This is a genomic window from Rhodococcus sp. NPDC019647 (genome assembly GCF_044389235.1).
Taxonomy (GTDB): domain Bacteria; phylum Actinomycetota; class Actinomycetes; order Mycobacteriales; family Mycobacteriaceae; genus Rhodococcus_F; species Rhodococcus_F oxybenzonivorans.
Genome location: NZ_JBIRXS010000001.1, coordinates 210,774 through 237,385, shown reverse-complemented (window position 1 = coordinate 237,385; position 26,612 = coordinate 210,774). Strand labels below are relative to the sequence as shown.

The window sequence follows — 26,612 nt, the reverse complement described above, 5'->3', positions numbered from 1 at the left end:
GCCCAGCCCGTTGCTGGCTGACGACCTGAGAAGAAGGGTGCTCATGCGGTGTTTCAGCCGTGCCACTGCACTGTTTCGCGCAGGTGAACGCATCACCCATTTGTGTTGCGTACAGGTTTCGTCACGGCAGTTCCATGTTTTTCGGGGTCGTTCCGTTCAGCCCAGCAGGGCGTCGACGAATGCACCCGGCTCGAACGGGGCGAGATCGTCGGCGCCTTCGCCGAGTCCGACGAGCTTCACCGGAACACCGAGTTCGTGTTGCACCTGAAAGACGATGCCACCCTTGGCCGTGCCGTCGAGCTTGGTGAGCACCACTCCGGTGATGTCGACGACCTCGGCGAACACGCGTGCCTGCGCCAGACCGTTCTGGCCGATCGTCGCATCGAGAACCAGAAGCACGTCGTCGACCGACGCCTTCTTCTCGATCACCCGCTTCACCTTGCCGAGCTCGTCCATCAATCCTGTCTTGGTGTGAAGGCGGCCCGCTGTGTCGATCAGCACGGCGTCGACGCCGTTCTCGATGCCCTTCGATACGGCGTCGAAGGCGACGGCAGCCGGATCCGCTGCTTCCTTGCCTCGAACCACCTCGGCACCCACCCGTTCCGCCCACGTCTGGAGCTGGTCCGCGGCCGCGGCGCGGAACGTGTCCGCTGCCCCGAGCAGGACGCGTCTGCCGTCGGCAACGAGCACACGCGCGAGCTTGCCGGTGGTGGTCGTCTTGCCGGTGCCGTTGACTCCCACCACCAAGAGGACCGCAGGGTGGTCGTCGTGCGGCAGCGCACGAATCGACCGATCGAGCTCGGGCCGCAGCTCGGCGACCAAGACTTCGCGCAGCAGTGCCCGGGCGTCCGCCTCGGTACGGACGCTCCGCGCCGCCATCTGCTCGCGCAGCGCGGTGACCACCTTCGTGGTGGTGGCCGAGCCGAGGTCCGCGATCAGAAGAGTGTCCTCGACCTCTTCCCACGAATCCTCGTCGAGGTCGCCGCCACCGAGCAGGCCCAGCAAACTCTTCCCGACAGCGGATTGAGAGCGGGACAGCCGACCGCGCAGGCGGTCGAGTCGGCCCTCGGTCGGGGCGATCTCGTCGAGCGCGGGCACGGGCGGTGCTGCCGGTTCCGGCGTGACCACCGGCTCGGGTGCGACCACGGGTTCGGGTGCGACCACCGGCTCGTATGCGACCACGGGCTCCGGTGCGACCACGGGCTCGGGCGCGATCACGGAATCCGTGTCCGCGGGCTTTTCGGGAGCCGGAATCACCTCGTCCGGCGGCGTCGTCGGCTTCGCGGGCGGGACCACCTCGGGAGTGGGCGCCGGTGTCGGGGCCGGGGGTCGTGGCGCCGGCGCGGGTTCGCGCGGCGGAGCAGTCGCCGTCGACCCTTCACTGAAACTGAAACCGGTGCCAGCGCGATAGCCGCCCGACCGGTCCTTCTCCGCGGCGATCTGTGGAGTGTCGGGCGCCTTCAGGGAGATCCGGCGCCGCCGGTACAGCACTGATCCGACAACGAGAACGACGAGAAGAACGGCCAATGCGGCCGCGATGGCAATCCAGGCTCCGGTAGTCACGCCGCCCATTGTTTCAGGCTCCGGTTTCGCCCGCGCAGTGCCTTCCCACGTGCGAGGGCTCCCACCGCACCCGGATCAGGCCCCGGCGGCTGCCATGTCCTGACCCCGCAGACGCTGGGAGATGACGGTGGTGATGCCGTCACCGCGCATGCTCACACCGTAGAGAGCGTCCGCAACTTCCATCGTCGGCTTCTGGTGGGTGATGACGATCAGCTGCGACTTCTCCCGCAGCTGCTCGAACAAGCCGATGAGACGACGCAGGTTCGTGTCGTCCAGCGCCGCCTCGACCTCGTCCATCACGTAGAAGGGTGACGGCCGGGCCCGGAAGATCGCGACCAGCATGGCGACCGCGGTCAGTGACTTCTCGCCACCTGACAGCAACGACAGTCGTTTGACCTTCTTTCCGGGCGGACGGGCCTCGACCTCGATGCCGGTCGTCAGCATGTCGGACGGGTCGGTGAGCACCAACCGTCCCTCACCACCGGGGAACAATTTCGCGAACACCTGCACGAACTCCCGTTCGACGTCGGCGTACGCCTCGGTGAACACCTGCAGGATCCGGGCGTCCACGTCGGCGACGACACCGAGCAGGTCCTTGCGGGCCGTCTTGACGTCTTCGAGCTGAGTCGACAGGAAGTTGTACCGCTCCTCGAGTGCCGCGAACTCCTCGAGGGCCAGCGGGTTGACCTTGCCGAGTGTCGCCAGATCTTTCTCGGCGCGCTTCGCGCGACGCTCCTGCGCAGCCCGGTCGTAGGGAATGGGCGCAGGCATCGTGACCTGCTCCCCCCGCTCCTTCGCCTGCTCGTACTCCTCCATCTCCAGCGGCGAGGGCGGCAACGGCACATCCGGCCCGTATTCTGCGATCAGGTCGTCCAACCCGATGCCGTGCTGTTCGAGGATCGATTCCTCCAGCTGCTCGATGCGCGTCGCGGCCTGGGCGCGGGCCACCTCGTCGCGGTGGACGGCGTCGGTCAGGGAAGCCAGCTGTGCCGTCAACTGACGCACCTTCTCCTTGACCTGCTCGAGCTGCTCGGTCCGCTCGGTGCGCGACCGGGCGAGTTCGTCGCGGTGCGCCATCGCCGCTGCAACCACCTCGCCGAGATGGTCGGCCACCCGCTGTCCCGATTCGGCCACCGCAGCCGCGACCGCGGCCGCGTTCTGCCGTGCCTTCATCGCACGTTCCGCACGCGCCCGGGCGTCGCGTTCCACCTGTGCTGCCCGGCGCAGCGAATCCGCCTTTCCGCGCACCGACTCCGCCCGCTCCTCGGCTGTGCGAACCGCGAGCCGGGCCTCCACCTCGACGGCGCGCACTTCGGCGAGCGCAGCGGCTGCCATTTCGCGCTCGTAGCTCGTGGAGTCGGACCCACCCGATTCGGCGCCGCCGGGCGTGGCGTCCTGCTCTGCCATGCGCAGCCGCTCTTCGAGTTCGGCGAGAGCCGCCAGGGTCTCCTCACGCCCGCTTTCCGCCTTCTCCCGCTGCCGGGTGAGGCGATCGGATTCGGCATGTGCCGCGCGAGCGGCCTGCCCGAGGCGGCCGAGCCGCTCGTAGATGGCGGACATCGCGGCGTCGGACTCGTTGAGGGCGGCGAGGGTCTGCTCGGCGTTCTCCTGTCGGGCGACCTGTTCGGCAAGCGCTCCCGACAACGCCGCGGACAATTCCTCGGCACGCCGTTCGGCTTGAGCCAGATCGCTCACCGAGTTGTCGATCGCGGCCTGAACCTCGAGGGTGCTGGGCTGCCTGTCCGAACCGCCACTGATCCACCCGGCACCGAGCAGGTCTCCGTCCCGGGTGACGGCGCGCAGTTCCGGTGCCGAGTCGACGATCTCGACGGCGTCGTCGATCGAGTCGACCACCACTACACCGGCGAGGAGCGCGAATAGGCCTGTTCGTAGCTCGGCAGGGCACTCGATGACGTCGGCCGCCCAACGAGCGCCGAGGGTGAGCGAGGCACCGGACGAGGGAATCCGGTCACTTCCGATCACCAGAGCGGCCCGTCCGCTGTCGGTATCTTTCAGCGCGCCGACCGCTGCGCGGGCCGCATCGAGTGAGTTGGCGACGACGGCATCGGCTGCCGGACCCAACGCCGCTGCGACCGCGCCTTCGTACCCCTTCTCTACGGTGATGAGGCCGCCGAGCGGTCCCGCAATGCCGTCGTCGCGGCGATTCTCGACGAGCCAGCCTGCCCCGTCTTTGCGTTCGAGTCCCATCGACAGGGCGTCGATCCGGGCGCGAAGCGACGCCACTTCCTGACCTGCCGCACGTTCGGCGCTCTGCAGTTCGGTGACACGCTCGGTGACCAGCCGCAGCGCTTCGACGGCTCGCTCGTGGTGGGAGTCGAGTCCGACCTCCCCCGCGTCGAGGTCACCGATCTCGTCCTGGACCACTTCGAACTCGGCTTGCGCTGCGTCGCCGCGCGCCCTGGCTTCCTCGATCGCCACCGTCAACCGCGACACCTCGGCGTCCACCGAGTCGGCGCGAGTCCGCAGGGTGTCGACCTGGCCCGACAGTCGGGCAAGCCCCTCCCGGCGGTCGGCGATGGCACGGACGGCTGCCATGTGCGCGCGTTCCGCTTCTGCGGCCGCCTCCTCCCCCGCGGCGAGCTGCTCCTTGGCCGCGTCGAGTGCCGCGCGCGCCATCTCGACAGCCTCGGCCAGTTCTTGTTCCTCCGCGGCGAGCCGATCGGCACGCGCCTCCATCTCGTCGGGATCCTGACCGCGATGCGCTGAAGGCTCCGAATCGAGATGCCGAGCCCGTTCGCGGGCGATCCGAATGGTGGCATTGACGCGCTCCGCGAGGGCGGACAACCGAAACCACGTCTGGGCTGCCGCCTCGGCGCCCGGCGTCAACCGCGACAGCTCCTGCTCGTGACGGCCGAGCTCGAGAGTGGCCTCGTCGAGTGCCTCGGTGACGGCATCGTGCTGCTCACGGGCTCTCTTCTCGTCCTGCGCCTGATTCGCCAGCTCCGCCCGGCGGGTCACCAGGTCATCGGCAGCGAGCCGCAGCTTGGCATCGCGAAGGTCGGCTTGCACGGTCTGCGCGCGCCGAGCCACCTCCGCCTGCCGCCCCAGTGGCTTGAGCTGACGACGCAACTCGGCCGTCAGATCGTTGAGCCGGGCGAGGTTGGCCTGCATGGAGTCGAGCTTGCGGACGGCCTTCTCTTTACGCTTGCGGTGCTTGAGCACTCCCGCTGCTTCTTCGATGAACGCACGCCGGTCCTCGGGCCGCGACTCGAGGATGGCCGCCAGACGCCCCTGCCCGACAATGACGTGCATTTCCCGACCGATGCCGGAGTCGCTGAGCAGCTCCTGCACATCCATCAGTCGGCAGGAGCTGCCGTTGATCTCGTATTCGCCTGCACCGTCGCGGAACATTCGACGGGTGATCGAGACCTCGGAGTAGTCGATGGGGAGTGCGCCGTCCGAGTTGTCGATGGTGAGCGTGACCTCGGCGCGGCCCAGCGGCGCCCTGCCCGCCGTGCCCGCGAAGATGACGTCCTCCATCTTGCCGCCGCGCAGGGCTTTCGCGCCCTGCTCCCCCATCACCCAGGTGAGGGCATCGACCACATTGGACTTTCCCGATCCATTGGGTCCCACGACGCACGTGATACCGGGTTCGAATCGCAGAGTCGTTGCGGACGCAAAGGATTTGAATCCCTTCAGCGTCAGACTCTTCAGATGCATGACGGACGACTTTACCTTCGGTTCACCGTTCGACGAACCCGGTGACGTCTCCGCGAGCGGAATCCCATTGCTCGACCACCAGGTCCACGGTGCCCGGTGTGTTGCCCGAACGCAGGAGTGCGAGCAGCGCGTCCAGCTTGTCGCGCGGGCCCTCGGCGATCACCAGCACCCGGCCGTCCGCCTGGTTGGCCGCATAACCGACGAGACCGAGTTCCAGCGCCCGCGCGCGCGTCCACCACCGAAACCCCACGCCCTGCACGTACCCGTGAACCCATGCTGTCAGTCGTTCCGTCGTCATGTCACGGCCGTTCCAGTCGGTAAATGGTTCCGGTGAAACTCGTCACGTACAGCGCGTCCGCGTTCCAGCCCGGTCCGGCGCCGAATCGCACCGACGACACCAGCGGAAGCCCGGACGCGAGTGCACAACTCTCTCCGGTCGCCGGATCGACGCGCACCACCTTGCCACCGCCGTTGTACGCGACGTACACGATGCCGTCCGGCCCTACGGTGAGGTCGTCAGCGGCATTGAGCGGACCGGCCCCTGGCAACGGTATCGACACCACCGGGCCGGTCAGGTCGTCCTCTCGCAGAATGCGCAACGTGGTGGTCGTATCGAACGTCGTCACCGTGTAGATGTTCCCGTCGTGGGCAGCGAGGCCGTCGACGGTTCCCAAGTCGGTGCGCACCACCTCAGGTGTGTGTGGATCCGTGGCCGGAACACGGGTCACTCCTGCGCCCGACCCCAGATTCCGCGCGGTGAGGAGGTCACCGTTCCCGAGGCGCACCAGCCCGTTCGGCATGACGAGTCCCTCGGCCACCGTGTGCGTATCCCCGGTGTCGAGATTCACGACGTCTATCGTTCCACTTTCCGTCCCGGCAACTCCGGCGGAAAACGAATTTCCGGTGGCGAAGTAGGCGTCGGAGCCGTGCATCGCGATTCCGCCCGGCGCGTCGACATCGGGCACGATCGAGCGGACCGTTCCGTCCGGCTCCACGCCGTCCAGGGCGCCGCCGCCGACGAGACCGGTCCGCGACACCAGCATCGTTCCCGCCCCGTCGAATGCGAGGTTCTCGAGGATGCCCGCGCCGGAGACCACTTCGGACACCGACCAGGGCGTGCACGCTCCGACCGGCGGCGCGAACGCCGGTCCGGCAGCAGCGGGCGCGGCCGCGAGAAGGCCGGCGCTCAATACCAACCCTCCGGCGAGGGCGGTCAGCTCACGCCGCATCATGCGTCGCTTTCGATGGTCAGTGTGACTTTCGTTCCCGTCTTCAGAGTCCGGCCCACGGTGCATACCTTGTCGATCGAGCGCTCCACCAGCGCGACGAGACGCTCCTGCGCCGCAGCGTCGAGCTCGCTCAGGTCCAGTTCGAAGACCTCGTCCAGCTGCGGGTACACCTCGTTCTCCCGGTCGGCCGCACCCGACACCCGGATCGTGGCGTCGTAGTTGTCACCCAGCCGTCGAGAGAGAGGAAAATCAGAACTCATCCCGCTGCATGCCGCGAGCGCGATTTTCAACAATTCACCCGGAGTGAATACACCTTCGACACCCTCCGAGCCGATCAGGACCTCGGCGCCGCGTGAGCTGCGTCCCGTGTAGCGGCGGGTGCCGGTTCGCTCGACCCACAACGAGGTTGTGGCCGGCGTGTCGGAAGTCTGTTCTGCCATGCGCACAATCCTGCCACCCGGGGCCGACGGACCTGCACCGTGGGCGTCCATCCTCCCGACGGGCAGTCGTGGGGCGGCTGTGGATTTGCAGGTACCGAAGCACGGCACGGTCGATCGGTGCACCGTAGGGTGAACCGACCAATGACACCGACACGTAAGCGGGGCAATGCAGATGGGCCAGATCGGTAGCGCGGGTGAGCGCACCCTTCAAGTCGAGTACGGCACCGAGGACCGCGCCGCGAAATTCTACTCTGACCAGGTGCTCGACCACCTCAATCCGACGATGATCGATTTCGTCGGCCGCCAGGAACTCGCGTTCGTCGCTACCGCCGACGCATCCGGCGAATGTGACAACAGCTTGCGCGCCGGCGCACCCGGTTTCATGCACGTCATCGATCCGAAGACGGTGGCGTATCCGGAATATCGTGGCAACGGAGTGATGGCGAGTCTCGGCAACATCCGGGAAAACCCACACGTGGGAATCATGCTCGTGGACTTCGTCCACGACCTGATCGGCTTGCACGTCAACGGTTCCGCCCGGATCGTGGAAGACGCGGACCTGCGTTCCGAGATCCCGGATCTACCAGCAGATCACACCAAGGGCCGGGTGCCCGAGCGATGGGTCGTCGTGGACGTGGAGGAGGCGTATATCCACTGCCGCAAGCACATTCCACGAATGGCGCCCGTACCGCACCACCGGGAGTGGGGCACGGACGACGTCAAGCGCAAGGGCGGCGACTATTTCGAGGCCAAATCGACCCTGCGACACGATGAAGAGCTCAGGCAGGGCGTTTCGGCGGACTTCGCCGCGGCGCAGGCTGGCACCTCGGGCAGCTGAACGACGAGCGATTCATGAACTTTTCACGACGAATTGCAGTGCCGCACCGCGGGCAGGGACGATCCTCCTGCCCGTATGCGGACAGCGATCGATCGAAGTAACCGGACTCGCCGTTCACGTTCACGTACAAGGCATCGAAGGACGTGCCGCCCTGATCCAAGGCTTCGCGCATGACCTCTCGAGCGGCCCCGAGCAGCTGGCGGAGTGTCGCAGCAGTCAATCGATCGGTGAGGCGGGTCCCGTGGATCTGCGCGCGCCACAGGGCCTCGTCGGCGTAGATGTTCCCGATCCCCGACACCACCGTCTGGTCGAGAAGAGCACGTTTGATCTCGGTGTGCTTGCGGCGCATCACCGTAACGGTCGCCGCAGAGTCGAATCTCGTGTCCAGTGGATCCCGGGCGATGTGCGCAACCGAATCAGGGACGAGTGAGCCGTCGACATCGACCAGAGGCGCGAGCGCCCATCCACCGAAGGTGCGCTGATCCACGAACCGCAGATCGAGCCCGGAATCGAGCCGCGCCCGAATGCGCAGATGTTTCTCGGTGACGGCCTCGGGTGGCTGCACGAGCATCTGCCCGCTCATCCCCAGGTGGACCACGAGCGCGACGGCACTGGGTTCGAGGACCAGCCACAAATACTTTCCGCGGCGGTCAGCTCGCGCGATTCGTTCGCCCGTGAGCTGTCCGGCGAGATCAGCTGCGCCGAGGATATGCCTCCGGATCGCGCGGGGGTGCAGGACGTCGACCGAATCGATCGAAGCTCCGACAATGTGCCGTTCGAGTCCGCGGCGAACTACCTCGACCTCGGGAAGTTCAGGCACTGACGTCGTCGGCTGCTACGTCCGGACCACGGTCGGACAGAGCGTTCCACGCAGTACTCGCGGCCTTCTGCTCGGCTTCCTTCTTGGATCTGCCGATCCCGACACCGAACGCCTTGCCGCCCACCACGACGGTGGCGGTGAATTCCTTGTCGTGGTCCGGTCCCGTTGCGGTGATCTCGTACGAGGGCACTCCGACACCACGTTCCGCAGTGAGTTCCTGCAGGCTCGTCTTCCAGTCGAGCCCTGCGCCGAGACGCGGAGCGCGTTGGAGTAGGTCGCTGAACAGATCGAGTACCACTCGCCGCGCCGTCTCGATCCCGTGCTGCAGATGGATCGCCCCGAGTATCGACTCCATGCCGTCCGCCAGGATGCTCGGCTTGTCGCGCCCGCCGGTCATCTCCTCACCCTTGCCAAGGAGCAGATGGGCTCCCAGCCCGCCGTCACCGAGTGCACGAGCCACCTCGGCGAGCGCGTGCATGTTGACGATGCTCGCCCGGATCTTCGCGAGGTCGCCCTCGGACTTTTGCGGATGCGCAAGGTACAGCTGCTCGGTGATGGTGACTCCGAGCACGGAGTCGCCGAGGAACTCGAGTCGCTCGTTGGTGGGAAGGCCACCGTTCTCGTAGGCATACGAGCGGTGGGTCAACGCCAACGTGAGCAGCGAAGGTTCGATTTCTACGCCGAGAGCGGCGAGGAGGGAAGCATGATCCTCCTCGCCGCCGGCGGGTGTATTACTGATGTCGCTCGTCACGACGCCTCTCCGTGGCGAACTAGACGGCGGCAGTGACCTGGCGGCCCTTGTATGTGCCGCAGGACGGGCACGCGATGTGGGGCAGCGTCTTCTCGCCGCAGCCACGGTTGGGGCAGGTAACGAGGGTAGGCACAGTGGTCTTCCACTGGCTGCGACGCGACCTCGTGTTGGATCGCGACATTCTGCGCTTGGGGACAGCCACTTCTACTTCTCCTCGGCTTCGTTGTTCACAAGATTCTTGCTGGGATCTGATTCCACGCCAAATTTGGCTGCAAGACCAGCCCAGCGAGGATCAAGTATGTCATGCCCATGGCCAGATTCGGCAATCGCCAGGCGAACGCCACATTCTGGGCACAGTCCTTGGCAGTCGTCGCTGCAGAGCGGCTGCAGAGGAAGCGCGAGTCCGACCGCGTCGATGATGACGGGCTCGAGGTCGATCTCGTCGTCCTCGACGCGATAAATCTCATCCTCGTCCGTGGTCTCCTCGGTGGCGCTGTCCGGGTAGGCGAACAGCTCGGTGAGGCTGAGATCGACAGATCCGCTGAACGGCTCGAGGCATCTCGAGCACTCGCCCACGGTGTCGGCGCTGACGGAACCGGTGACCAGGACGCCTTCGGACACTGCTTCAAGACGAAGATCGAGATCGATCTCCGATCCCTCCTCGATTGCAATCATGTCGAGTCCGATGCGCCGCGGCGCCGTCACCACCCGTTCGACGGTGCGCATCGAACCAGGACGACGGCCTAGCTTGACCGTGTCCAGCACGAAATCCGCGTCCCTACGGGAACGCGATGAGCTGCGGCGATGGGTTGACAAGACACTTCACTTTCGATGAGGAGAACGACTTTGGGCAACCACTCCACGATACGCAATCGGCGTGGATGATCCAAATGCCGGTCAGCGGCGGCGCTCGGCCCGCCGGTCGTCTGCGTCGTAGTCGGAAGCGTAGTCGGGCACGCCCGAACCCGTCCGTAGCTGCTGGCGTCCCCGTCCGACGGAGCGAATAGTGCCGGACAGGAACTCTTCGAACTCGGCGAGTTTCGTGTCGACATACAGGTCACAGTCGGACCGGAGCCGGTCGGATTCGGCGTGTGCGGCGTCGATCACCCGGGCGGATTCGGCATGCGCCTGCTGCACGACCTCGGTCTGGGATACCAGGCGTTCCTGCTCGGCGGTGCCTTCCGCAACCGAGCGCTCGTACGACGCCTTCCCCGCCTCGATCATGCGATCGGCCTCGGACCGGGCGCGGGTGGTGAGGGTGTCGTACTCGCGCTGGCCCTCGGCGATGGTCGCCTCGGATTCTGCCTCTGCGTCGGCGACCAGCTGCTCGGCGTGCGCACGCGCCTCCGCGACCATCCTGTCGGCCTGAGCTTTTGCGTCCGCGAGAATGCGATCGGCGTCGTCCCGTGCATTCTCGATCGTCGACGTAGCTTCGGCGTTGGCGCTGGCGACTGTCTTTTCAGCGTTGGACCTTGCGTCACCGACCAGCTTGTCGCGGTGGTCCAGCACGTCCTGGGCGTCGTCGAGTTCACCGGGAATGGCATCGCGCACATCGTCGAGTAATTCGAGAACATCGCCGCGTGGGACCACACAGCCGGCGGTCATGGGCACACCGCGTGCCTCTTCGACAATCGCGACAAGTTCGTCGAGCGCCTCGAAAACCCGGTACACGAGCAACCCCAATCTTTCATGACCTCAGCAGGTCGGCGCAGCCTTCTTCGTGCAAGTCTGCCGGATGGGGACGCCAGGGGTGTGCCGTGACGGCCGGTGTGTCGGGTATCAGCTCTCGGCGGCCCGCTCGGCGATCCTCGTCAGCAGACGCGCGTGCACTTTCTCGGGCAGCATTCCCGTGACGTCGCCGCCGAAGGTGGCCACTTCCTTGACCAGTGAGCTGGAGAGGTAGCTGTAGGCAGGGTTGGTGGGAATGAACAACGTGTCGACGCCAGTGAGTTTCTGGTTCATCTGCGCCATCTGCAGTTCGTAGTCGAAGTCGTTGGCGCCACGTAAACCCTTGACGATCGCTGTGATCCCTTGCTGCTTCGCGTAATCCACGAGCAGGCCGTGCCAGGAACTGACTCGCACGTTCGGCAGTGCACTGATGGCATCCTCGAGCATCTCGATTCGCTCTTCGACCGTGAAGAGGCCCCGCTTGCTCTTGTTGATCATCACCGTGACGATGACCTCGTCGAACTGCGCGGCAGCTCTGCCGATTACGTCGAGATGACCATTGGTCACAGGGTCGAAGGATCCGGGGCAGACAGCGCCAGTCATGAGTCCAGACCGTAGCAGGTCGCCAGCTCGATCCGAGCCTCGCCGTACTTCTTCGCCTTGACGGGCGCGTAACCCTCCGGCCACGACGTCTCCGGTGACCGCGACGAGCGCTCCAGGACCACGATCGACCCGTCGGCCACCCAGCCGTGGCCCCGCAAATCACTCAGCACCGTCTGCACTGCGCCGTCATCCACCGCATACGGCGGATCCGCGAGAACCAGGTCGTACACGCGGTCGGCGGTGCCGGCCAGCACCGCGGACACCGGAGCCGTCCGCACCGCTGCACCCGGCAATCCCACCGCACTCACATTCTGCGAGATGACCCCCGCAGCTTTCGCATCCGATTCGACGAGCAGGACACGATCGGCGCCCCGCGAGAGCGCCTCGAGCCCCAGGGCCCCCGAACCTGCGTACAGGTCGAGAACCGAGGCGCCCTCGAGATCCATCCGGCTGTGCAGGGCACTGAACAACGCCTCACGGACCCGGTCCGAGGTGGGCCGGGTTCCGCTCGGCGGGACCCGCAGGCGTCGGCCGCCCGCGAGCCCCGCGATGATGCGGGTCATCGAACGTCCGTCACTCGCTTGCGGACTCCTTCGTCGAGACGACGGCGAGGAGGTCGCCGCCCTCGACTTGCTGGACCGAGCCGATGGCCAGGCGAGTGACGGTTCCGCCGCGAGGCGCGGTGATGGCCGCTTCCATCTTCATCGCCTCGATCGTGGCGAGAGTATCGCCGGCCTCGATGTGCTGCCCCTCGGTGACGGAGAGGGTGACGACGCCGGCGAACGGGGCGGCGACGTGGCCGGGATTGCTCTTGTCGGCCTTCTCCGTGGCGGGGATTTCGCTGGCGATGGAGCGGTCACGCACCGACACCGGACGCAACTGGCCGTTGAGAATGCACATGACGGTGCGGTAGCCGCGCTCGTCGGGCTCGGAGATCGCCTCGAGACCGATGATCAGCTCGACACCCGGGGCGAGCCGCACCCGATGCTCGTCGCCGCGCCGAAGGCCGTAGAAGAACTGGTTGGCCGACAGCTGGGAGGTGTCGCCGTACTTGTCGCGGTGCTCGAGGAATTCCTTGGTCGGACCGGGGAAGAGCAACCGGTTGAGCGTCGCCCGGCGTTCGGCGGAGGTACCGGACAGCGCCTTCTCGTCCTCCACCGACAGGGCGACTTCGGGTTTGGCCGGCCCGCGGCCCTCGAGAGCCCGGGTACGGAACGGTTCGGGCCACCCGCCGGGCGGGGTGCCCAGCTCGCCGCGCAGGAAGCCGATGACCGAATCGGGAATGTCGAAGCGGGCGGGGTTTTCCGCGAACTCGTCGGTGGAGGCACCGGATCCGACGAGGTGCAGGGCGAGGTCGCCGACCACCTTCGACGACGGCGTCACCTTGACCAGGCGTCCGAGCATGCGGTCGGCGGCCGCGTAGTTGGCTTCGACGTCCTCGAAACGGTCGCCGAGACCCAGGGCGACGGCCTGGGTACGCAGATTCGACAACTGCCCACCGGGGATCTCGTGGGTGTAGACGCGACCGGTCGGGGCCGGCAGCCCGGACTCGAACGGCTTGTACACCTTGCGCAGTGCCTCCCAGTACGGCTCGAGGTCGCACACCGCTTGCAGGTCGAGCCCGGTGTCGTGCTCCGAGTGCGCGGCCGCCGCCACGATCGCCGACAACGCCGGCTGGCTGGTGGTGCCGGCCATCGCCGCGGAGGCGCCGTCCACGGCGTCCGCGCCCGCCTGCCAGGCGGCCAGATAGGTGGCGAGCTGGCCACCGGGGGTGTCGTGGGTATGCACGTGCACCGGCAGGTCGAAGTTCTGGCGCAGCGCCGTGACCAGGGTGGTTGCGGCCGGGGCGCGGAGCAGCCCGGCCATGTCCTTGATCGCGATGATGTGCGCTCCGGCCTCGACGATCTCCTCGGCCAGGCGGAGGTAGTAGTCGAGGGTGTAGAGCTTCTCGTTGGGGTTCGACAGGTCGCCGGTGTAGGACAGGGCGACCTCGGCGAGCGCGGTACCGGTCTCGCGGACGGCGTCGATGGCCGGCCGCATCTGGTCGACATTGTTGAGGGCATCGAAGATGCGGAAGATGTCGATACCGGTGGCCGCGGCCTCGTCGACGAACGCCCGCGTCACCTTCTCCGGGTACGGGGTGTAGCCGACGGTGTTACGTCCGCGCAGCAGCATCTGCAGGCAGATGTTCGGTACGGCCTCCCGCAGCGCCGACAGCCGGTACCAGGGGTCCTCGTGCAGGAACCGCAGTGCCACGTCGTACGTCGCGCCGCCCCACGCCTCGATCGAGAGCAGTTCGGGGGTCATCCGGGCCACGTGCCCGGCGACGTCGAGCAGACCGCTGGTCCGCACCCGGGTCGCGAGCAGCGACTGGTGGGCGTCGCGGAACGTGGTCTCGGTGACGGCGAGGGCCTTCTGCTCCCGCAACGCCCTGGCGAATCCCTCCGGCCCCAGGGCGAGCAGCTTCTGGCGGCTGCCGTCCGGCGGCGGGGTGGAGAGGTCGATCTGGGGCAGCTTGTCACGCGGGTACACCGCGGACGGCCGTTCCCCGTGCGGCTTGTTCACCGTCACGTCGGCGAGGTAGGTGAGGATCTTGGTGCCGCGGTCGGCGGAGCTGCGCAGCGTGAGCAGCTGGGGGCGTTCCTCGATGAACGAGGTGGTGACCCGGCCCGCCTTGAAATCGGGGTCGTCGAGAACCGCCTGCAGGAACGGAATGTTCGTCGAGACCCCGCGGATGCGGAACTCCGTGACCGCCCGGCGCGCCCGGGCGACGGCGGTGTCGAAGTCGCGGCCGCGGCAGGTGAGCTTGACGAGCATCGAATCGAAATACGCCGAAACCTCGGCCCCGACCGACGTACCACCGTCGAGGCGGATACCGGCACCGCCCGGAGTGCGGTAGCCCGTGATCCGACCGGTGTCCGGGCGGAACCCGTTGGCCGGGTCCTCTGTGGTGATCCGGCACTGCAGCGCCGCGCCACGCAACGTGATCTTGTCCTGACTCAGGCCCAGATCGGCGAGGGTCTCCCCCGAGGCGATCCGCAACTGCGACTGCACCAGGTCGACGTCCGTGACCTCCTCGGTCACCGTGTGCTCGACCTGGATCCGTGGGTTCATCTCGATGAACACGTGATTGCCGCGGGTATCGAGGAGGAACTCGACAGTTCCCGCGCACGAATAATTGATCTCCTTCGCGAACGCCACCGCGTCCGCGCAAATCCTCGCCCGCACCTCGTCCGGCAGGTTCGGGGCCGGCGCGAGCTCGATCACCTTCTGGTGACGGCGCTGCAGCGAACAATCGCGCTCGAACAGGTGGATGACGTTGCCCTGACCGTCGGCCAGGATCTGGACCTCGATGTGACGCGGATCGATGACCGCCTGCTCGAGGAACACCGTCGGATCGCCGAACGCGGACTCCGCCTCCCGCGCGGCCGCCTCGATCGATTCCCGCAACTGGGACCGCTCGGCCACCCGGCGCATGCCGCGGCCACCGCCGCCGGCGACCGCCTTCACGAAGATCGGGAACTGCATCGACTCCGCCGCCGCGAGCAACTCGTCCACATCCGCCGACGGCTCCGACGACGCCAGCACCGGCAGGCCGGCCGCCTTCGCCGCCGCGATTGCGCGGGCCTTGTTACCGGTCAGCTCGAGGACCTCCGCGGACGGGCCCACAAAGGTGATACCCGCCTCGGCGCACGCCGCAGCCAAATCCGGATTCTCGGACAGGAACCCGTACCCGGGATAGACCGCGTCGGCACCTGCCTGCTTCGCGGCGGCGACGATCTCCTCGACCGAGAGGTACGCCCGAACCGGGTGCCCCTCCTGACCGATCTGATAACTCTCATCGGCCTTCAGACGGTGGATCGAGTTCCGATCCTCGTACGGAAACACCGCAACAGTTCCAGCACCTAGTTCGTAGGCGGCACGGAAAGCGCGGATCGCAATTTCGCCACGGTTGGCGACCAGGACTTTGGAGAACATTGGAGCAAACTACCCCGCCAACTCCGGCAGCGGAGAAACGGTATCCCATTATGCAGGATCGTCCGCAATCTTCACAAAGCGGCCCCTGACGTGTGCGAATTCTGCAATGGGCCCGAAACAGAGCAGCGAAGAATTACGTGACCGGAAGTAACTGCTTCACCTTGATCGTCGACTTCTCACGTTTTCTCGAGAAATTCGATCCGGTCCGCATCGAGAGCCGAAGTGACCATCGCAGAAAGACCCGGGTGGTTTTCCAGGCGTGGATCGTCGGCAGTCACCGACCGGGCGAACTCGGCAGCCGCGGCGATCACGTCCTCGTGGCCGAGAAGTGAGAGCAACCGCAGCGTCGAGGTGGTACCCGACTGCGCTGCCCCGAGAATGTCACCCTCCCGCCGGGTCGAGAGGTCGAGTTGGGCGAGTTCGAAGCCGTCGTTGGTGGAAGCCACGTTCTGCAGGCGCCCGAAGGCAGGCGCACCCGGATTCATCTCCGTGACGAGAATGCACAGCCCCTGGTGGGCACCCCGGCCGACCCGGCCGCGGAGCTGATGTAGCTGGCTGACCCCGAAGCGGTCGGCATCCAGGATCACCATGATCGTGGCGTTCGGGACGTCGACGCCCACCTCGACCACCGTGGTGCAGACGAGGACGTCGATGTCGCCGGCCGTGAAGTCGCGCATCACCGCGTCCTTCTCGTCCGTGGGGAGCCTGCCGTGCAGCAGACCGACGCGGAGGTCGGGCAGGATGGTGCCGCCCAGTTCCTCGAAGACTTCGACGGCCGACTTGGTGTCGGGCTGCTTGTCGTCGACAGTGTCCTCGCCGTCGCCCTTCTCACCGTCACCGATGCGCGAGCAGACGACGTATGCCTGCCGTCCCTCGGCCACGTCCTCGCGGATCCGTTCCCATGCGCGTGCGACCCACTGCGGTTTCTGGGACGCCGGTACCACGCTGCTCTTGATCGGCGAACGGCCCTTCGGAAGCTGGCGCAAGGTGGACACGTCGAGGTCACCGAGCACCGTCATCGCGATCGTGCGGGGTATGGGCGTCGCCGTCATCACCAGAAGATGTGGGCTCAGGCCTTCGCGCGCCCGCGCCCGGAGCCGGTCGCGCTGTTCGACGCCGAACCGATGCTGTTCGTCGACCACCACCATGCCGAGGTTGAAGAACTCGACGTTGTCCTGGATGAGGGCGTGCGTGCCGATGACGATGCCTGCGTCGCCGGTCACCACCTCGAGTAGTGCGGCCCGTTTCGCAGCGACCGGCATCGACCCGGTCAGCAGCGCTACGCGGGTCGCCTTCTCGTCGGCGCCGAGTTCGCCCGCCGTCGCCAGTGAACCCAGCAACGCCCGCAGCGAACGCGCATGCTGCGTCGCGAGCACTTCGGTGGGGGCGAGTAAGGCGCACTGATACCCCGCATCGACAACCTGCAGCATGGCGCGCAGGGCAACGATGGTCTTACCGGACCCCACCTCACCCTGCAGGAGCCTGCTCATCGGATGCGGCTGGGACAGATCCGCGGCGATCTCCTCGGCCACGGCGTGCTGGCCGTCGGTCAGCTGAAAGGGAAGTCTGCGCTCGAACTCGTCGGCGATTCCACCCGGTACCGCCGGGCACTCGGGCGCCACCCGCTCGGCGTTGTCGTGCCGGCGTCGCGCGAGCACCAACTGGAGGGCCGCGGCCTCGTCGAAGCGGAGCCGGTCGTGCGCATTCTCGATGTCGTCACGAGTGTCGGGGAGGTGGACGAGGCGGAGCGCCTCGTCCAGACCGATGAGGTTGCGCTCGTGACGAATCCGTTCGGGGAGCGGGTCGTCGATCCGGTCGAGTTGGTCGAGGACCTGCCGAACGCACTTCATGATCGTCCAGCTCTCCACCTCCCGCGTCGCCGGATACAGCGGGATCAGGGCGCGGTCGAACACGGACATGTCCACGCCCGCGCCCGGCTCCTGGGCGGCCCGGGCGATACCCGCGAGATCCCCCGCCCCACGAATCCGCCCGACGTTCACCACCGGGTCGTCGCTGCCCGCACGAGGCTCCGGGAGGATCAGGTAACTCGGATGAGTGAGGCTCCACTTGCTGCGGAAATACTTCACGGTGCCGGAGAACATCGCGCGCACACCGGGTTTGATGACGTGCTTGACCTTCTGCGGACTGAAGAACGTGACGTCGACGTTCTGCGTATCGGTCGCGAGAACCACCTTCAGCATGCTGCCGGGACGGTTCTTCATCTTCACGACTGCCGCCGACGACACCCGCGCGATGATGGTGATGTGCTCGCCCTCCGGCGGATCCTTCTCGGCAAGTTCACGGCCCTGGGAGGCGTACCGGTGCGGGTAGTGCCGCAACAGGTCCTCGACGGTGCGAATGTCGAACGCCGCCTCCAGCGCGTCGGCGGTCTTGCGCCCCAGCAGGTGATCGAGCCTGTCGGCGAGTGTGGCCATCGAATTCCTCATTCCACCCCGAGTTGCAACAGATCTCCCGGTTGTCCGCCGTGGTAGACCATCACCTCGACGCCGGGATGCCGCTGGGAGATGTGATCGGCCAGTTCCGTGTCCAGCCCGGCCGGTGCTTCCGCGCCCATCAGGAGCGTGACCAGTTCGCCGCCTGCCCCGAGGACGACGTCGACCAGACGCTTCCCGGCGGCGACCGCGTCCGGTTCGATCACGATCACCTCGTGCCCCATCAGACCGATCCCGTCTCCCGGTTCGCAGGTGCCCACATAGGTCAGGGCCCGCTCCCGCGCGATGCGCAACGAACCCCACCGGGTGGCGGCCGCGGCCTCGGACATCGCAAAGGCGTCGTCGACCGCTTCGCGTTCCGGATCGTGCACCGCGAGGGATGCCAGCCCCTGCACCATGGACGAGGTTGCGAGGAGAAGCACCTCGTGCCGGGAATCGCGGGCTGCGGCACTCACCGCGACGAGTTCCTGAGCCGACAGCGCCCCGTTGGGAAGGACCAGCACCTCTCGGCGTCCCAACTGGCGGATAATGCCGAGCAACTGCGCGCGGGTGACGGGGGCGGCGTCGCATCGGAGCACGGTCGCACCCTCCCCCGAGAAGAGGTCGGCCGCGCCGTCGCCTGCCACGACCGCGACGATGCCCCGATCGTCCTGATCGGGGCGAGTGCGGACGGGAGGTAGAAGCCTGCCGTGTTCGCGCGCGTCGACGAGAAAACTGCTGACGCGAATCCTGTGTAGGCGTCCGGCATCGAGACCGGCCTCCACAGCAGCCCCGGCGTCCGCACAGTGCACGTGCACCGACCATCCCCCGTCGCCGTCACCGACGATGACCGTGGAATCCCCCAGCTCGTCGAGTGCGTTCCGCAGTTCTGCCATCCGGGCTTCGTCTGTGTCGGCCACCAGATACATGACCTCGAAATCCTGATGTGAGCTCTCACAGGCTGAGTGGTGGCCACGATGCGCGAGGTCGTCGCCGGCGTCCGGCAACTCGACGTCCGACGACTCCGTGCCTGAATCCGGGGACGGCAGGCGGCGCGGCACTCGCAGCGCGATCGGGGCGCGGACGGGCCGCTCACCGGTGACCGCCGCGACGAAGGCATCGAGAATGACGACGAGCCCCAGCCCGCCGGCGTCGACCACACCGGCGGTCCCGAGCGCGTCGAGCTGGCCGGGCGTGCGGGCAAGTGCGGCGGCCGCGGCATCTGCCGCGGAGCGCGCTGTGTCGGCGACAGGCGCATCGTCCGGGAATTCCGCTGCCGCGTCCGCAGCGCAACGCAGGACCGTGACAATCGTTCCTTCGACCAGGTAGCTGACCGCGTCGGTCACCAGGTTGGTGGCCATCAACAGTCCGGTCCGGACAGTCCTGGTGTCGACGACGCCGGAGACCGCTGCCTCGGCGACACCGCGCAACACCTGGGAAAGGATGACCCCCGAGTTGCCCCGGGCACCCGCCACAGCGCCGCGGGCCAGCGCGATGGCCACTTGACGGACGTCCGTTTGGTGGCCGTCGTTCCCGGCATACTTGTCGATTGCCTCGAGGGCAGCCCGCATGGTGAACAGCAAATTGGTTCCCGTGTCGGCGTCCGGAATCGGGAACACGTTGAGACTGTTGATCTCCTCGCACCGTGCCTCGAGTCCCGCGACCGCCGTCCTCGCCCACGACGTCAGGACTCGGCCGTCCATCGGGCGCTCAGGAACCACTGGCATCCTCTCTCACGGGTTCAATCGAAGGTGCCGTCAGACTAGTCGCGGGACGCCGATCGAGCCTGACGTGCTCGGCCATCCGGCCGAGTTTGGCCAATCAGCACTCGAGCGGCTACTCTTGCACGGTTGCCTCGTAAGGGCCGCGATCACTGCGGCCTGCCTACGTGGGGCCAGTTAAATTTCACAGTTCACTATCTTGAAGGAGTTCGCGACTATGGCTGCCGTCTGCGACGTATGCGCCAAGGGGCCCGGCTTCGGTAAGTCGGTCTCGCACTCGCACCGGCGTACCAATCGTCGCTGGAACCCGAACATTCAGACTGTTCGTGCCGAAGTTGCCCCCGGAAACACCCGGAAGCTCAACGTCTGCACGTCCTGCCTGAAGGCTGGAAAGGTTGCTCGGGGCTGACCCGACGCTGCGTGTGTTCCGAAGCCCCCGACACCTCGGCGCCGGGGGCTTCGTCATGTCGCATCGATGCAGCACATCGGGTCCTGGTGATGCCGGGTCGGGCGCCACGTAGGGTGCAACCGTGACTTCTCTCGATGGACTCAGCAAAGTACAGCTCGACGAGGGCGTGCTCCGCATCACGATTTCGACCGCCGACAACGGCACATCGCTGGACGGCGAAGGCCTCGATCAGGGCACACGTGCCCTCGAGGCCGTGGGCGATCGGATCGGCAGCGTTCTCCTCGTCGGCGAGGGGCCGAACTTCTGTGCCGGCGGTAATGTCCGCGCCTTCGCCGCCGCACCCGTGCGCAGCGAGTACGTCGCCGAGATCGCGCGCGTCTTCCACGCCTTCGTGCGCGCTCTCGACGCGGTGACCGTTCCGGTGATCGCCGGTGTGCACGGGTGGGCTGCGGGCGCGGGAATGAGCCTCGTCTGCCTCGCCGATGTCGCGATCGGCGGGCCCGGCACCAAGATGCGGCCGGCGTACCCCTCGATCGGTTACACACCGGACGGCGGTATGTCGTGGACTCTTCCGCGGATCGTCGGCATCGCCCGTGCTCGCGAAATCCTGCTGACCGATGCGGTTCTCAGCGGCGACGAGGCAGTGCGCCTCGGAATTCTCAGCCGCTTGGTCGGTGACGACGTGGTGCAGGACGAGGCGCTTCGACTCGCGCGAACCCTGGCTGCGGGTCCGACCTCCTCGTACTCCGGGATCAAGACTCTCCTCTCCGCATCGACCACGCGCACTCTGGCAGAGCAACTCGACGCGGAGGCCGCCTCTATCGCCGTCGCAGCCGACAGCCCGATCGGACGTGAAGGCGTCGATGCCTTCGTCGAGAAGAGACGCGCAGACTTCGCATCGATCAAGGAAGTGCGGGCGTAAACGCTAGGGCAGTTCCCAATTCACAGGTTCGGCGCCGAGGCTGTCCAGCAGTTCGTTCGCTCTGCTGAACGGACGTGAACCGAAGAATCCTCGTGAGGCGGACAGCGGTGAAGGGTGAGCGCTCTCGATCGTCGGCACGTCTGCGAGCATCGGCTTCAAGGTGGACGCGTCCCGGCCCCAGAGAATGGCGACGAGGGGTTCGGTTCGCTCCACCAACGCGCGAATTGCCTGTTCCGTGACAGCTTCCCACCCCTTACGCCGATGGGAGGCCGGAAGTCCGGGCTGGACGGTCAGGACCCTGTTCAACAGCAACACACCCTGACGAGACCACGGTGTCAGATCTCCCGTGGACGGCGTCGGAAAACCGAGGTCCTTGCTGTACTCGGCGAAGATGTTGCCGAGACTGCGGGGAACGGGTCGCACGTCGGGCGCCACCGAGAAGCTGAGCCCCACGGCGTGCCCGGGAGTCGGATACGGGTCCTGACCGACGATCAGCACCTTCACTTGGGCGAAGGGGTGCGTGAACGCGCGCAGCACGTTGTCGCCGGACGGAAGATACTCCCTGCCCTCGGCAATCTCCGCGCGGAGGAATGCACCCATTTCGGTGATGCGATCGGCTACCGGAGCGAGAGCCTCGGCCCAGCCGGCCTCCACCAGATCGGATAGCGGCGCAGCCATCAGTCGAGCCTGCGCAGGGCGTCGCGGTAGTACGCCGCGTTGGCCGAGTACATCTTCACGTTCATTTCCACGTGCCCCTCGGGAACCTCGTAGCCTTCTCGGATTTTGGCGGGCACGCCGAGTGCCATCCGTCTCGGCGGCACCTCGAACTTGAACGGAATGACAGCGCCCGCCCCGACCACGGAACCGGCCCCGATCACCGAACCGTTCAACACCACCGAACCCGACGCGATGAGGCAATTGTCGCCGATCGTGGAACCCTCGATGTGTGCCGCGTGTCCGACGACGCATCCGGACCCGATGACGGTGGGGTCGATCGGCGTGCAATGGATGACGGTGCCGTCCTGGATGTTGGTCCCGGCTCCGATGGAGATGGTGCCGTAGTCGGCGCGGAGCACGGCCTGCGGCCACACCGATGCGCCCGCCGCGAGCGTGACGTTCCCGATCACCACCGCGTCGGGGTGGACGTAAGCGTCCGGGGAAATGTCCGGTTCCTGCTCGCCGAGTGCGTAGATAGCCATGGGTGCAACCTATACCGAGAAACTCTGCCAGCCGGACGCCCCCGGCCACCGCCGGCCGTCGACCGTGATGCCCGTCCCGTCATGGACCGTTCCGATACGAAGCCAGCCCGCGGGTAGCGGCACGCCGGAGGGGAAGGTGGCGGCGAAACCGTGGTCTTCTCCCCCGGTCAGTACCCACTCCCAGTAGTCGGTCCCCAGGATCGCAGCTGCGGACACCAGGTCCGGCGACACGGCGATGTCGTCCCGCGCGAGCGCCATCCCGACTCCCGACGCTGCGCCGATGTGCCCGAGATCGGCGAGTAGCCCGTCGGAGATGTCGGTCATCGAGTGTGCGCCCGCCTCGGCGGCGGTCCACGCCGCTGCATACGGTGGGTGCGGTACGCGGTGGGCGGCGAGAAGGCCGGGAAACCGAGTCGATTCCGCGAGGAAGAGAGCCAGACCGCAGGCGGATGCACCCAGCGTGCCTGCGACAGCGACGACGTCGCCCGCCTGGGCGCCCGAACGAAGGACGGCACGCTGCCCCGCGAGGTCACCGAGCACCGTGACAGAGATCACGACGGAATCCGCCTGAACCAGATCGCCGCCGACCACGCCGGCACCCAGTTCCTCGGCAGCATCCCAGATTCCCGCGGAGATACCGTCCGCCACCTCCACCGGGGTATCCGGCGGCAGACCGAGCGACACGAGAAACGCGGTGGGCCGCGCACCCATCGCCGCGACATCGGCCGCGTTCTGCGCCACCGCCTTGCGCCCGACCTCACGCGGAGACGACCAGTCGAGCCGGAAGTGCCTGCCTTGCACCAGCATGTCGGTGGACACGACGACGCGGCCGTCTCCCGCCCGGACGAGCGCGGCATCGTCGCCGGGCCCGAGAAGTGTGGTGGGCGGTTGGGCGCGACCCTCCACGGCGCGGTCGATCACGGCGAACTCACCGACATCCGCGACGGTGCGGGGAACGGGGGAACCCGGGGTATCCGTTGGTGTGATGGTGTGCCTCCACGAGCGCCGTTGTGTCGGATCACCCGGCGCAGCGCCAGTGTGGCCGGTCGACGGAATGTGCGACTGCGGTACCTTTTAGCTGTTGCCGGGACTCTCCGGCACGTGACCGATCAGCGCGCCGAAGCACCCGCGACTCTACCGAGATCCATGCGGGGCGGAGCAGGGAAGGGCCGGAGCGAGAGTGCAAGCGTTCATCCTGATCCAAACCGAGGTCGGACGAGCTTCGGCCATTGCGGCGCAGATCGCGCAGATCACCGGGGTGCAATCAGCGCAGGACGTGATCGGGCCGTACGACGTGATCGCGCGGGTCAGCGCCGACGACATCGCGCCGGTGACGCAGGAGATCCGTCGGGTCCCCGGTATCACCCGCACCCTCACCTGCGACATTCCCGAGAAGCCGAAAACGATCTGAGCATGCCCGAACACGAATCGCACCCGACCGACGCAGCTACCGATACCGAACCCGTCGAGCGGCGTAATCCTGCTCTCATCGCCACTGCGGTGGCGCTTCCGGTCGCGTTGGTGATCGGCATCGTCGTCGCCGCGGTCATTGCCGGGCGCAACCCTGCGAAATCCCCCGTGTCGCTGGGTCCGGTGCCCGCTCCCGCGGCTGCCTCCGCGGAGTGCACGGCGTTGATGGCCGGTCTCCCGGACGCATTGGGCGAGTACACGCGAGCCGAACTCACTCCACCGGCACCCGCGGCGACCGCGGCGTGGCAACCGGCCGAGGGTGAACCACTCGTTCTGCGATGCGGCCTCGACCGTCCCGCAGAGTTCGACCAGGCGTCGTCATTGCAGGTGATCAACGGGGTGCAGTGGTTCGAGATCTCCGGGGAGAGCGCAGGAATCGACGCGAGCAGCTGGTTCGCCGTGGACCGCGGGATCTACGTGGGACTTACCGTCCCCCGGGGCGTCGGACCCACGCCGCTGCAGGAAATGTCGGATGCGGTGTCGAAGGTTCTGCCACAGAAGCCGCTGGATCCCGCACCCGTCCCCAATCCGTGAACCACAGCGAGCCGGGCGCGGACATCGTCTAGCGCAGCCCCGTGCCCCGGGCGAGCGCCGTATCGACCAGGGTGGACACAAGGGTGCCGTAGTCGACTCCGATCGCTCCCCACATGCGCGGATACATCGAGATCGAGGTGAACCCGGGCATGGTGTTGATCTCGTTGATGACCGGACCGTCTTCGGTGACGAAGAAGTCGACACGCGCGAGACCCTGACAGTCGAGGGCGGCGAAGGCGCGCACCGCGAGAGCGCGAATGTCTTCGCTCACCGATTCGTCGAGTTTCGCGGGCACATCGAACTCGCACACATCATCGAGGTACTTGCTGTCGAAGTCGTAGAACGCCTCGTCGCTGCCCGACGCAGCCGGCATCCGGATCTCGGCGACGACGCTGGCCCGGACTTCGCCGTCCGGGAATTCGAGAACCCCGCACTCCACCTCACGTCCACTGATCCCCGATTCGACGATCACCTTGGGATCGTGCTCACGGGCGTGGGCGATGGCATCGTCGAGGGCGGCCCAGTCGGCGACCCGGGTGATACCGATGGACGAGCCCCCTCGCGCGGGCTTCACGAACACCGGCAGATCGAGGCGGGACTTCTGCTCCTCGGTGAGATTGTCGGTGCCCGGCCGCAGCACCACCTGAAATCCGATGGGCAACCCCTCGGCCGCAAGCAACTTCTTGGTGAACTCCTTGTCCATTCCGGCAGCGCTCGCGAGTACGCCTGGGCCGACGTACGGGATTCCGGCGAGCTCGAGCAAACCTTGGATCGTGCCGTCCTCGCCGTAGGCGCCGTGCAGGACGGGGAATACCACGTCCACCGAGGCGAGGATCTTCCCTGCTTCACCGTCGTCGAGAGCAACGAGGTCGCCCGAGCGGGTGGGGTCGGCCGTCAGGGCCAACGCGGAACCACCGGCATCGACGCTGGGCAGGGACCGGCCGCGGATGGACAGGGAGGCGGGATCGGTGGAGCCGAGAACCCACGACCCCTCGGTCGTGATACCGATCGGCACCACCTCGTACCGTTCGGGGTCGAGGTTCCTCAGGACACTCCCGGCGGAGACGCAGGAAACGGAATGCTCGTTGCTACGGCCACCGAAGATGACGGCTACCCGGGTACGCGGTGTGCTCACGAACAAACCGTACCGCCGCCCCGCCGTGCCCACCGCACCCACCTCCGATCGCCGATACTTCGCCGACCTCACGACTTCGAGCCGACAACCGCGGTCACACTCCCGACAGTGCCCGTTCGACGTCGGCAAGGAGATCGTCGGTGTCCTCGATCCCGCAGGACAGTCGTACGAACCCGTCGGGAACCGCATCTCCCCACCTCGCCCGGCGATCGGCCGTGGTGTGGATGCCACCGAAGCTCGTCGCCGAAACGAGTAGTTCGCTGCCTGCCACGAAGCGATGGAACTGCTCGGCGGAGCCGAGTTCGAAACTCACCAGTCCACCGAATCGGCGCATCTGCCTCGACGCGACGGCGTGGGAAGGATCACTCGCCAGGCCCGGATAGCGCACCCGTTGCGCCGCGGGGTGCGCGGCCACAAGGTCTGCGACAGCCGACGCGTTGGCGCACTGCCGCTCGAAACGCAGCCCCGCAGTTCCGAGACTTCGGTGGGCAAGCCATGTCTCGAATGGTCCGAGCACCGTTCCCGACAAAGCTCTTTCCCGCTCCATCGCGGCGAGGAAGTCGGGGTCCGATACCGCGATGTAGCCCATGAGGAGGTCGCTGTGCCCACTCAATGCCTTTGTGCCACTGGCAACAACGACGTCTGCGCCGAGTTCCAGAGGTTGCTGGCCGAGCGGGGTCGCCGTCGTGTTGTCGACGACGAGCACGGCCCCGGCGTCCCGGCACCGCTGCGACAGCGCGCGTAGGTCGACGACGTCGAGGGACGGGTTGGCAGGAGTCTCGGCGACGACAACCGTCGTTCCTTCCGCCGACGCCAACAGCGCCGCGGTGCTCTCGCTCGCCATGTCCGAGGTCGCCACTTCGTGCACGGTGATGCCCAGCGGCTCCCACCGCTCCCGCGCGTAGGCGCGGACTTGGTAGTACCCGTCCGCCGGAACGATCACCGTGTCCCCTGCCGTGAGAAGAGTGCGCACTGCGACGGTGACCGCAGACATCCCGGAGCCGACCACCAGTGCCCCGGAGGCGCCTTCGAGCATGGCGAGCGCCGATTCGAGATCGCGCCAGCCAGGATTCGATGCCCGGGCATACGTGTCCGACTCGGTTCCTTCGTCGGCGCTCAGCTGGTACGGGGCGGCGAACACCGGACCCCGCTGCATCGGAGACCCTGGATACGCTTCTGTTGCAACAGCTTTGACACAACGGGTGGAATCTCCGCTCAC

General features: G+C 66.9%; 25 protein-coding genes. 5 read left to right on the top strand and 20 right to left on the bottom strand.

Features of this window, described 5'->3' with window-relative positions; translation table 11 throughout:
• Positions 1 to 156 precede the first annotated feature (156 nt).
• The 5 genes from ftsY to ACH49N_RS01150 all read right to left on the bottom strand — a co-directional run bounded on the left by ftsY (position 157) and on the right by ACH49N_RS01150 (position 6,913).
• Positions 157 to 1,572, bottom strand: a complete 1,416-nt coding sequence (gene ftsY, locus ACH49N_RS01170; protein ID WP_358270519.1) for a signal recognition particle-docking protein FtsY — start codon at positions 1,570 to 1,572, stop codon at positions 157 to 159.
• A gap of 66 nt (positions 1,573 to 1,638) precedes the next feature.
• On the bottom strand, positions 1,639 to 5,244 hold the full coding sequence (gene smc / locus ACH49N_RS01165; RefSeq protein ID WP_358270521.1) for a chromosome segregation protein SMC: 3,606 nt from the start codon (positions 5,242 to 5,244) through the stop codon (positions 1,639 to 1,641).
• A gap of 22 nt (positions 5,245 to 5,266) precedes the next feature.
• Positions 5,267 to 5,542: an acylphosphatase gene (locus ACH49N_RS01160; RefSeq protein WP_109330975.1), complete on the bottom strand. Its 276-nt coding sequence runs from the start codon at positions 5,540 to 5,542 to the stop codon at positions 5,267 to 5,269.
• A gap of 1 nt (position 5,543) precedes the next feature.
• Positions 5,544 to 6,473: a hypothetical protein gene (locus tag ACH49N_RS01155; protein ID WP_358270758.1), complete on the bottom strand. Its 930-nt coding sequence runs from the start codon at positions 6,471 to 6,473 to the stop codon at positions 5,544 to 5,546.
• Positions 6,473 to 6,913: an OsmC family protein gene (locus tag ACH49N_RS01150; RefSeq protein ID WP_159926126.1), complete on the bottom strand. Its 441-nt coding sequence runs from the start codon at positions 6,911 to 6,913 to the stop codon at positions 6,473 to 6,475. Before ACH49N_RS01150 ends, ACH49N_RS01155 begins: the two co-directional genes overlap by 1 nt.
• A 166-nt stretch (positions 6,914 to 7,079) precedes the next feature.
• Here ACH49N_RS01150 and ACH49N_RS01145 point away from each other — a divergent pair, with 166 nt between their 5' ends.
• On the top strand, positions 7,080 to 7,751 hold the full coding sequence (locus ACH49N_RS01145) for a pyridoxamine 5'-phosphate oxidase family protein (RefSeq protein ID WP_109330979.1): 672 nt from the start codon (positions 7,080 to 7,082) through the stop codon (positions 7,749 to 7,751).
• Here the strand turns inward: ACH49N_RS01145 and mutM are convergent.
• The 10 genes from mutM to ACH49N_RS01095 form a co-directional block, all read right to left on the bottom strand.
• Positions 7,693 to 8,571, bottom strand: a complete 879-nt coding sequence (gene mutM / locus ACH49N_RS01140) for a bifunctional DNA-formamidopyrimidine glycosylase/DNA-(apurinic or apyrimidinic site) lyase (RefSeq protein WP_358270524.1) — start codon at positions 8,569 to 8,571, stop codon at positions 7,693 to 7,695. The genes ACH49N_RS01145 and mutM overlap by 59 nt on opposite strands.
• Positions 8,564 to 9,322, bottom strand: coding sequence for a ribonuclease III (rnc, locus tag ACH49N_RS01135; RefSeq protein WP_358270526.1), 759 nt, complete (start codon positions 9,320 to 9,322; stop codon positions 8,564 to 8,566). The genes mutM and rnc overlap by 8 nt, the downstream gene beginning before the upstream one ends.
• Before the next feature lie 19 nt (positions 9,323 to 9,341).
• Complete coding sequence (gene rpmF, locus ACH49N_RS01130) at positions 9,342 to 9,524, bottom strand: 50S ribosomal protein L32 (protein ID WP_109330985.1); 183 nt, start codon at positions 9,522 to 9,524, stop codon at positions 9,342 to 9,344.
• Between the two features lie 2 nt (positions 9,525 to 9,526).
• The gene (locus ACH49N_RS01125; protein ID WP_284707201.1) at positions 9,527 to 10,138 is read right to left on the bottom strand and encodes a DUF177 domain-containing protein; all 612 of its coding nucleotides are present in this window, start codon (positions 10,136 to 10,138) and stop codon (positions 9,527 to 9,529) included.
• Between the two features lie 81 nt (positions 10,139 to 10,219).
• Positions 10,220 to 10,993, bottom strand: coding sequence for a DivIVA domain-containing protein (locus tag ACH49N_RS01120; protein WP_109335185.1), 774 nt, complete (start codon positions 10,991 to 10,993; stop codon positions 10,220 to 10,222).
• Between the two features lie 108 nt (positions 10,994 to 11,101).
• A complete protein-coding gene (gene coaD, locus ACH49N_RS01115) occupies positions 11,102 to 11,593 on the bottom strand; it encodes a pantetheine-phosphate adenylyltransferase (RefSeq protein WP_109330989.1) in 492 nt (163 codons plus the stop codon).
• On the bottom strand, positions 11,590 to 12,156 hold the full coding sequence (gene rsmD, locus ACH49N_RS01110; RefSeq protein ID WP_213571649.1) for a 16S rRNA (guanine(966)-N(2))-methyltransferase RsmD: 567 nt from the start codon (positions 12,154 to 12,156) through the stop codon (positions 11,590 to 11,592). Before rsmD ends, coaD begins: the two co-directional genes overlap by 4 nt.
• Positions 12,157 to 12,166: 10 nt before the next feature.
• Positions 12,167 to 15,571 (bottom strand): pyruvate carboxylase, encoded by a 3,405-nt coding sequence (locus ACH49N_RS01105; RefSeq protein ID WP_317764625.1) that lies wholly within the window; start codon positions 15,569 to 15,571, stop codon positions 12,167 to 12,169.
• A gap of 176 nt (positions 15,572 to 15,747) precedes the next feature.
• Positions 15,748 to 18,006, bottom strand: coding sequence for an ATP-dependent DNA helicase RecG (recG, locus tag ACH49N_RS01100; RefSeq protein WP_358270529.1), 2,259 nt, complete (start codon positions 18,004 to 18,006; stop codon positions 15,748 to 15,750).
• 8 nt (positions 18,007 to 18,014) lie between these two features.
• Entirely contained in the window at positions 18,015 to 19,706 is a 1,692-nt protein-coding gene (locus tag ACH49N_RS01095; RefSeq protein WP_159927598.1) for a DAK2 domain-containing protein, read from the bottom strand.
• A 235-nt stretch (positions 19,707 to 19,941) separates the two neighbouring features.
• On the opposite strand from ACH49N_RS01095, the gene rpmB reads away from it, so the two are divergent.
• Complete coding sequence (gene rpmB, locus ACH49N_RS01090; protein ID WP_109330998.1) at positions 19,942 to 20,133, top strand: 50S ribosomal protein L28; 192 nt, start codon at positions 19,942 to 19,944, stop codon at positions 20,131 to 20,133.
• Between the two features lie 121 nt (positions 20,134 to 20,254).
• Positions 20,255 to 21,055 (top strand): enoyl-CoA hydratase/isomerase family protein, encoded by an 801-nt coding sequence (locus tag ACH49N_RS01085; protein ID WP_109331000.1) that lies wholly within the window; start codon positions 20,255 to 20,257, stop codon positions 21,053 to 21,055.
• A 3-nt stretch (positions 21,056 to 21,058) separates the two neighbouring features.
• Here ACH49N_RS01085 and ACH49N_RS01080 read toward each other — a convergent pair whose 3' ends face one another.
• The 3 genes from ACH49N_RS01080 to ACH49N_RS01070 are packed head-to-tail and all read right to left on the bottom strand — an operon-like array spanning position 21,059 to position 23,175.
• Positions 21,059 to 21,736, bottom strand: coding sequence for a uracil-DNA glycosylase (locus ACH49N_RS01080; RefSeq protein WP_317764708.1), 678 nt, complete (start codon positions 21,734 to 21,736; stop codon positions 21,059 to 21,061).
• Positions 21,733 to 22,254 (bottom strand): gamma carbonic anhydrase family protein, encoded by a 522-nt coding sequence (locus tag ACH49N_RS01075; RefSeq protein ID WP_109331003.1) that lies wholly within the window; start codon positions 22,252 to 22,254, stop codon positions 21,733 to 21,735. The genes ACH49N_RS01080 and ACH49N_RS01075 overlap by 4 nt, the downstream gene beginning before the upstream one ends.
• Positions 22,255 to 22,263: 9 nt before the next feature.
• The gene (locus tag ACH49N_RS01070) at positions 22,264 to 23,175 is read right to left on the bottom strand and encodes a thiamine-phosphate kinase (protein ID WP_397504356.1); all 912 of its coding nucleotides are present in this window, start codon (positions 23,173 to 23,175) and stop codon (positions 22,264 to 22,266) included.
• Positions 23,176 to 23,434: 259 nt separating this feature from the next.
• Between ACH49N_RS01070 and ACH49N_RS01065 the strand changes: the two genes are divergently transcribed.
• Both ACH49N_RS01065 and ACH49N_RS01060 read left to right on the top strand, forming a co-directional pair.
• On the top strand, positions 23,435 to 23,665 hold the full coding sequence (locus ACH49N_RS01065; RefSeq protein WP_109331007.1) for an Lrp/AsnC ligand binding domain-containing protein: 231 nt from the start codon (positions 23,435 to 23,437) through the stop codon (positions 23,663 to 23,665).
• A gap of 2 nt (positions 23,666 to 23,667) precedes the next feature.
• A complete protein-coding gene (locus ACH49N_RS01060) occupies positions 23,668 to 24,258 on the top strand; it encodes a DUF3515 domain-containing protein (protein ID WP_358270532.1) in 591 nt (196 codons plus the stop codon).
• 28 nt (positions 24,259 to 24,286) lie between these two features.
• Here ACH49N_RS01060 and ACH49N_RS01055 read toward each other — a convergent pair whose 3' ends face one another.
• The gene (locus ACH49N_RS01055) at positions 24,287 to 25,393 is read right to left on the bottom strand and encodes a D-alanine--D-alanine ligase family protein (protein ID WP_109335186.1); all 1,107 of its coding nucleotides are present in this window, start codon (positions 25,391 to 25,393) and stop codon (positions 24,287 to 24,289) included.
• 94 nt (positions 25,394 to 25,487) lie between these two features.
• Positions 25,488 to 26,612, bottom strand: coding sequence for a cystathionine gamma-lyase (locus tag ACH49N_RS01050; RefSeq protein WP_358270534.1), 1,125 nt, complete (start codon positions 26,610 to 26,612; stop codon positions 25,488 to 25,490).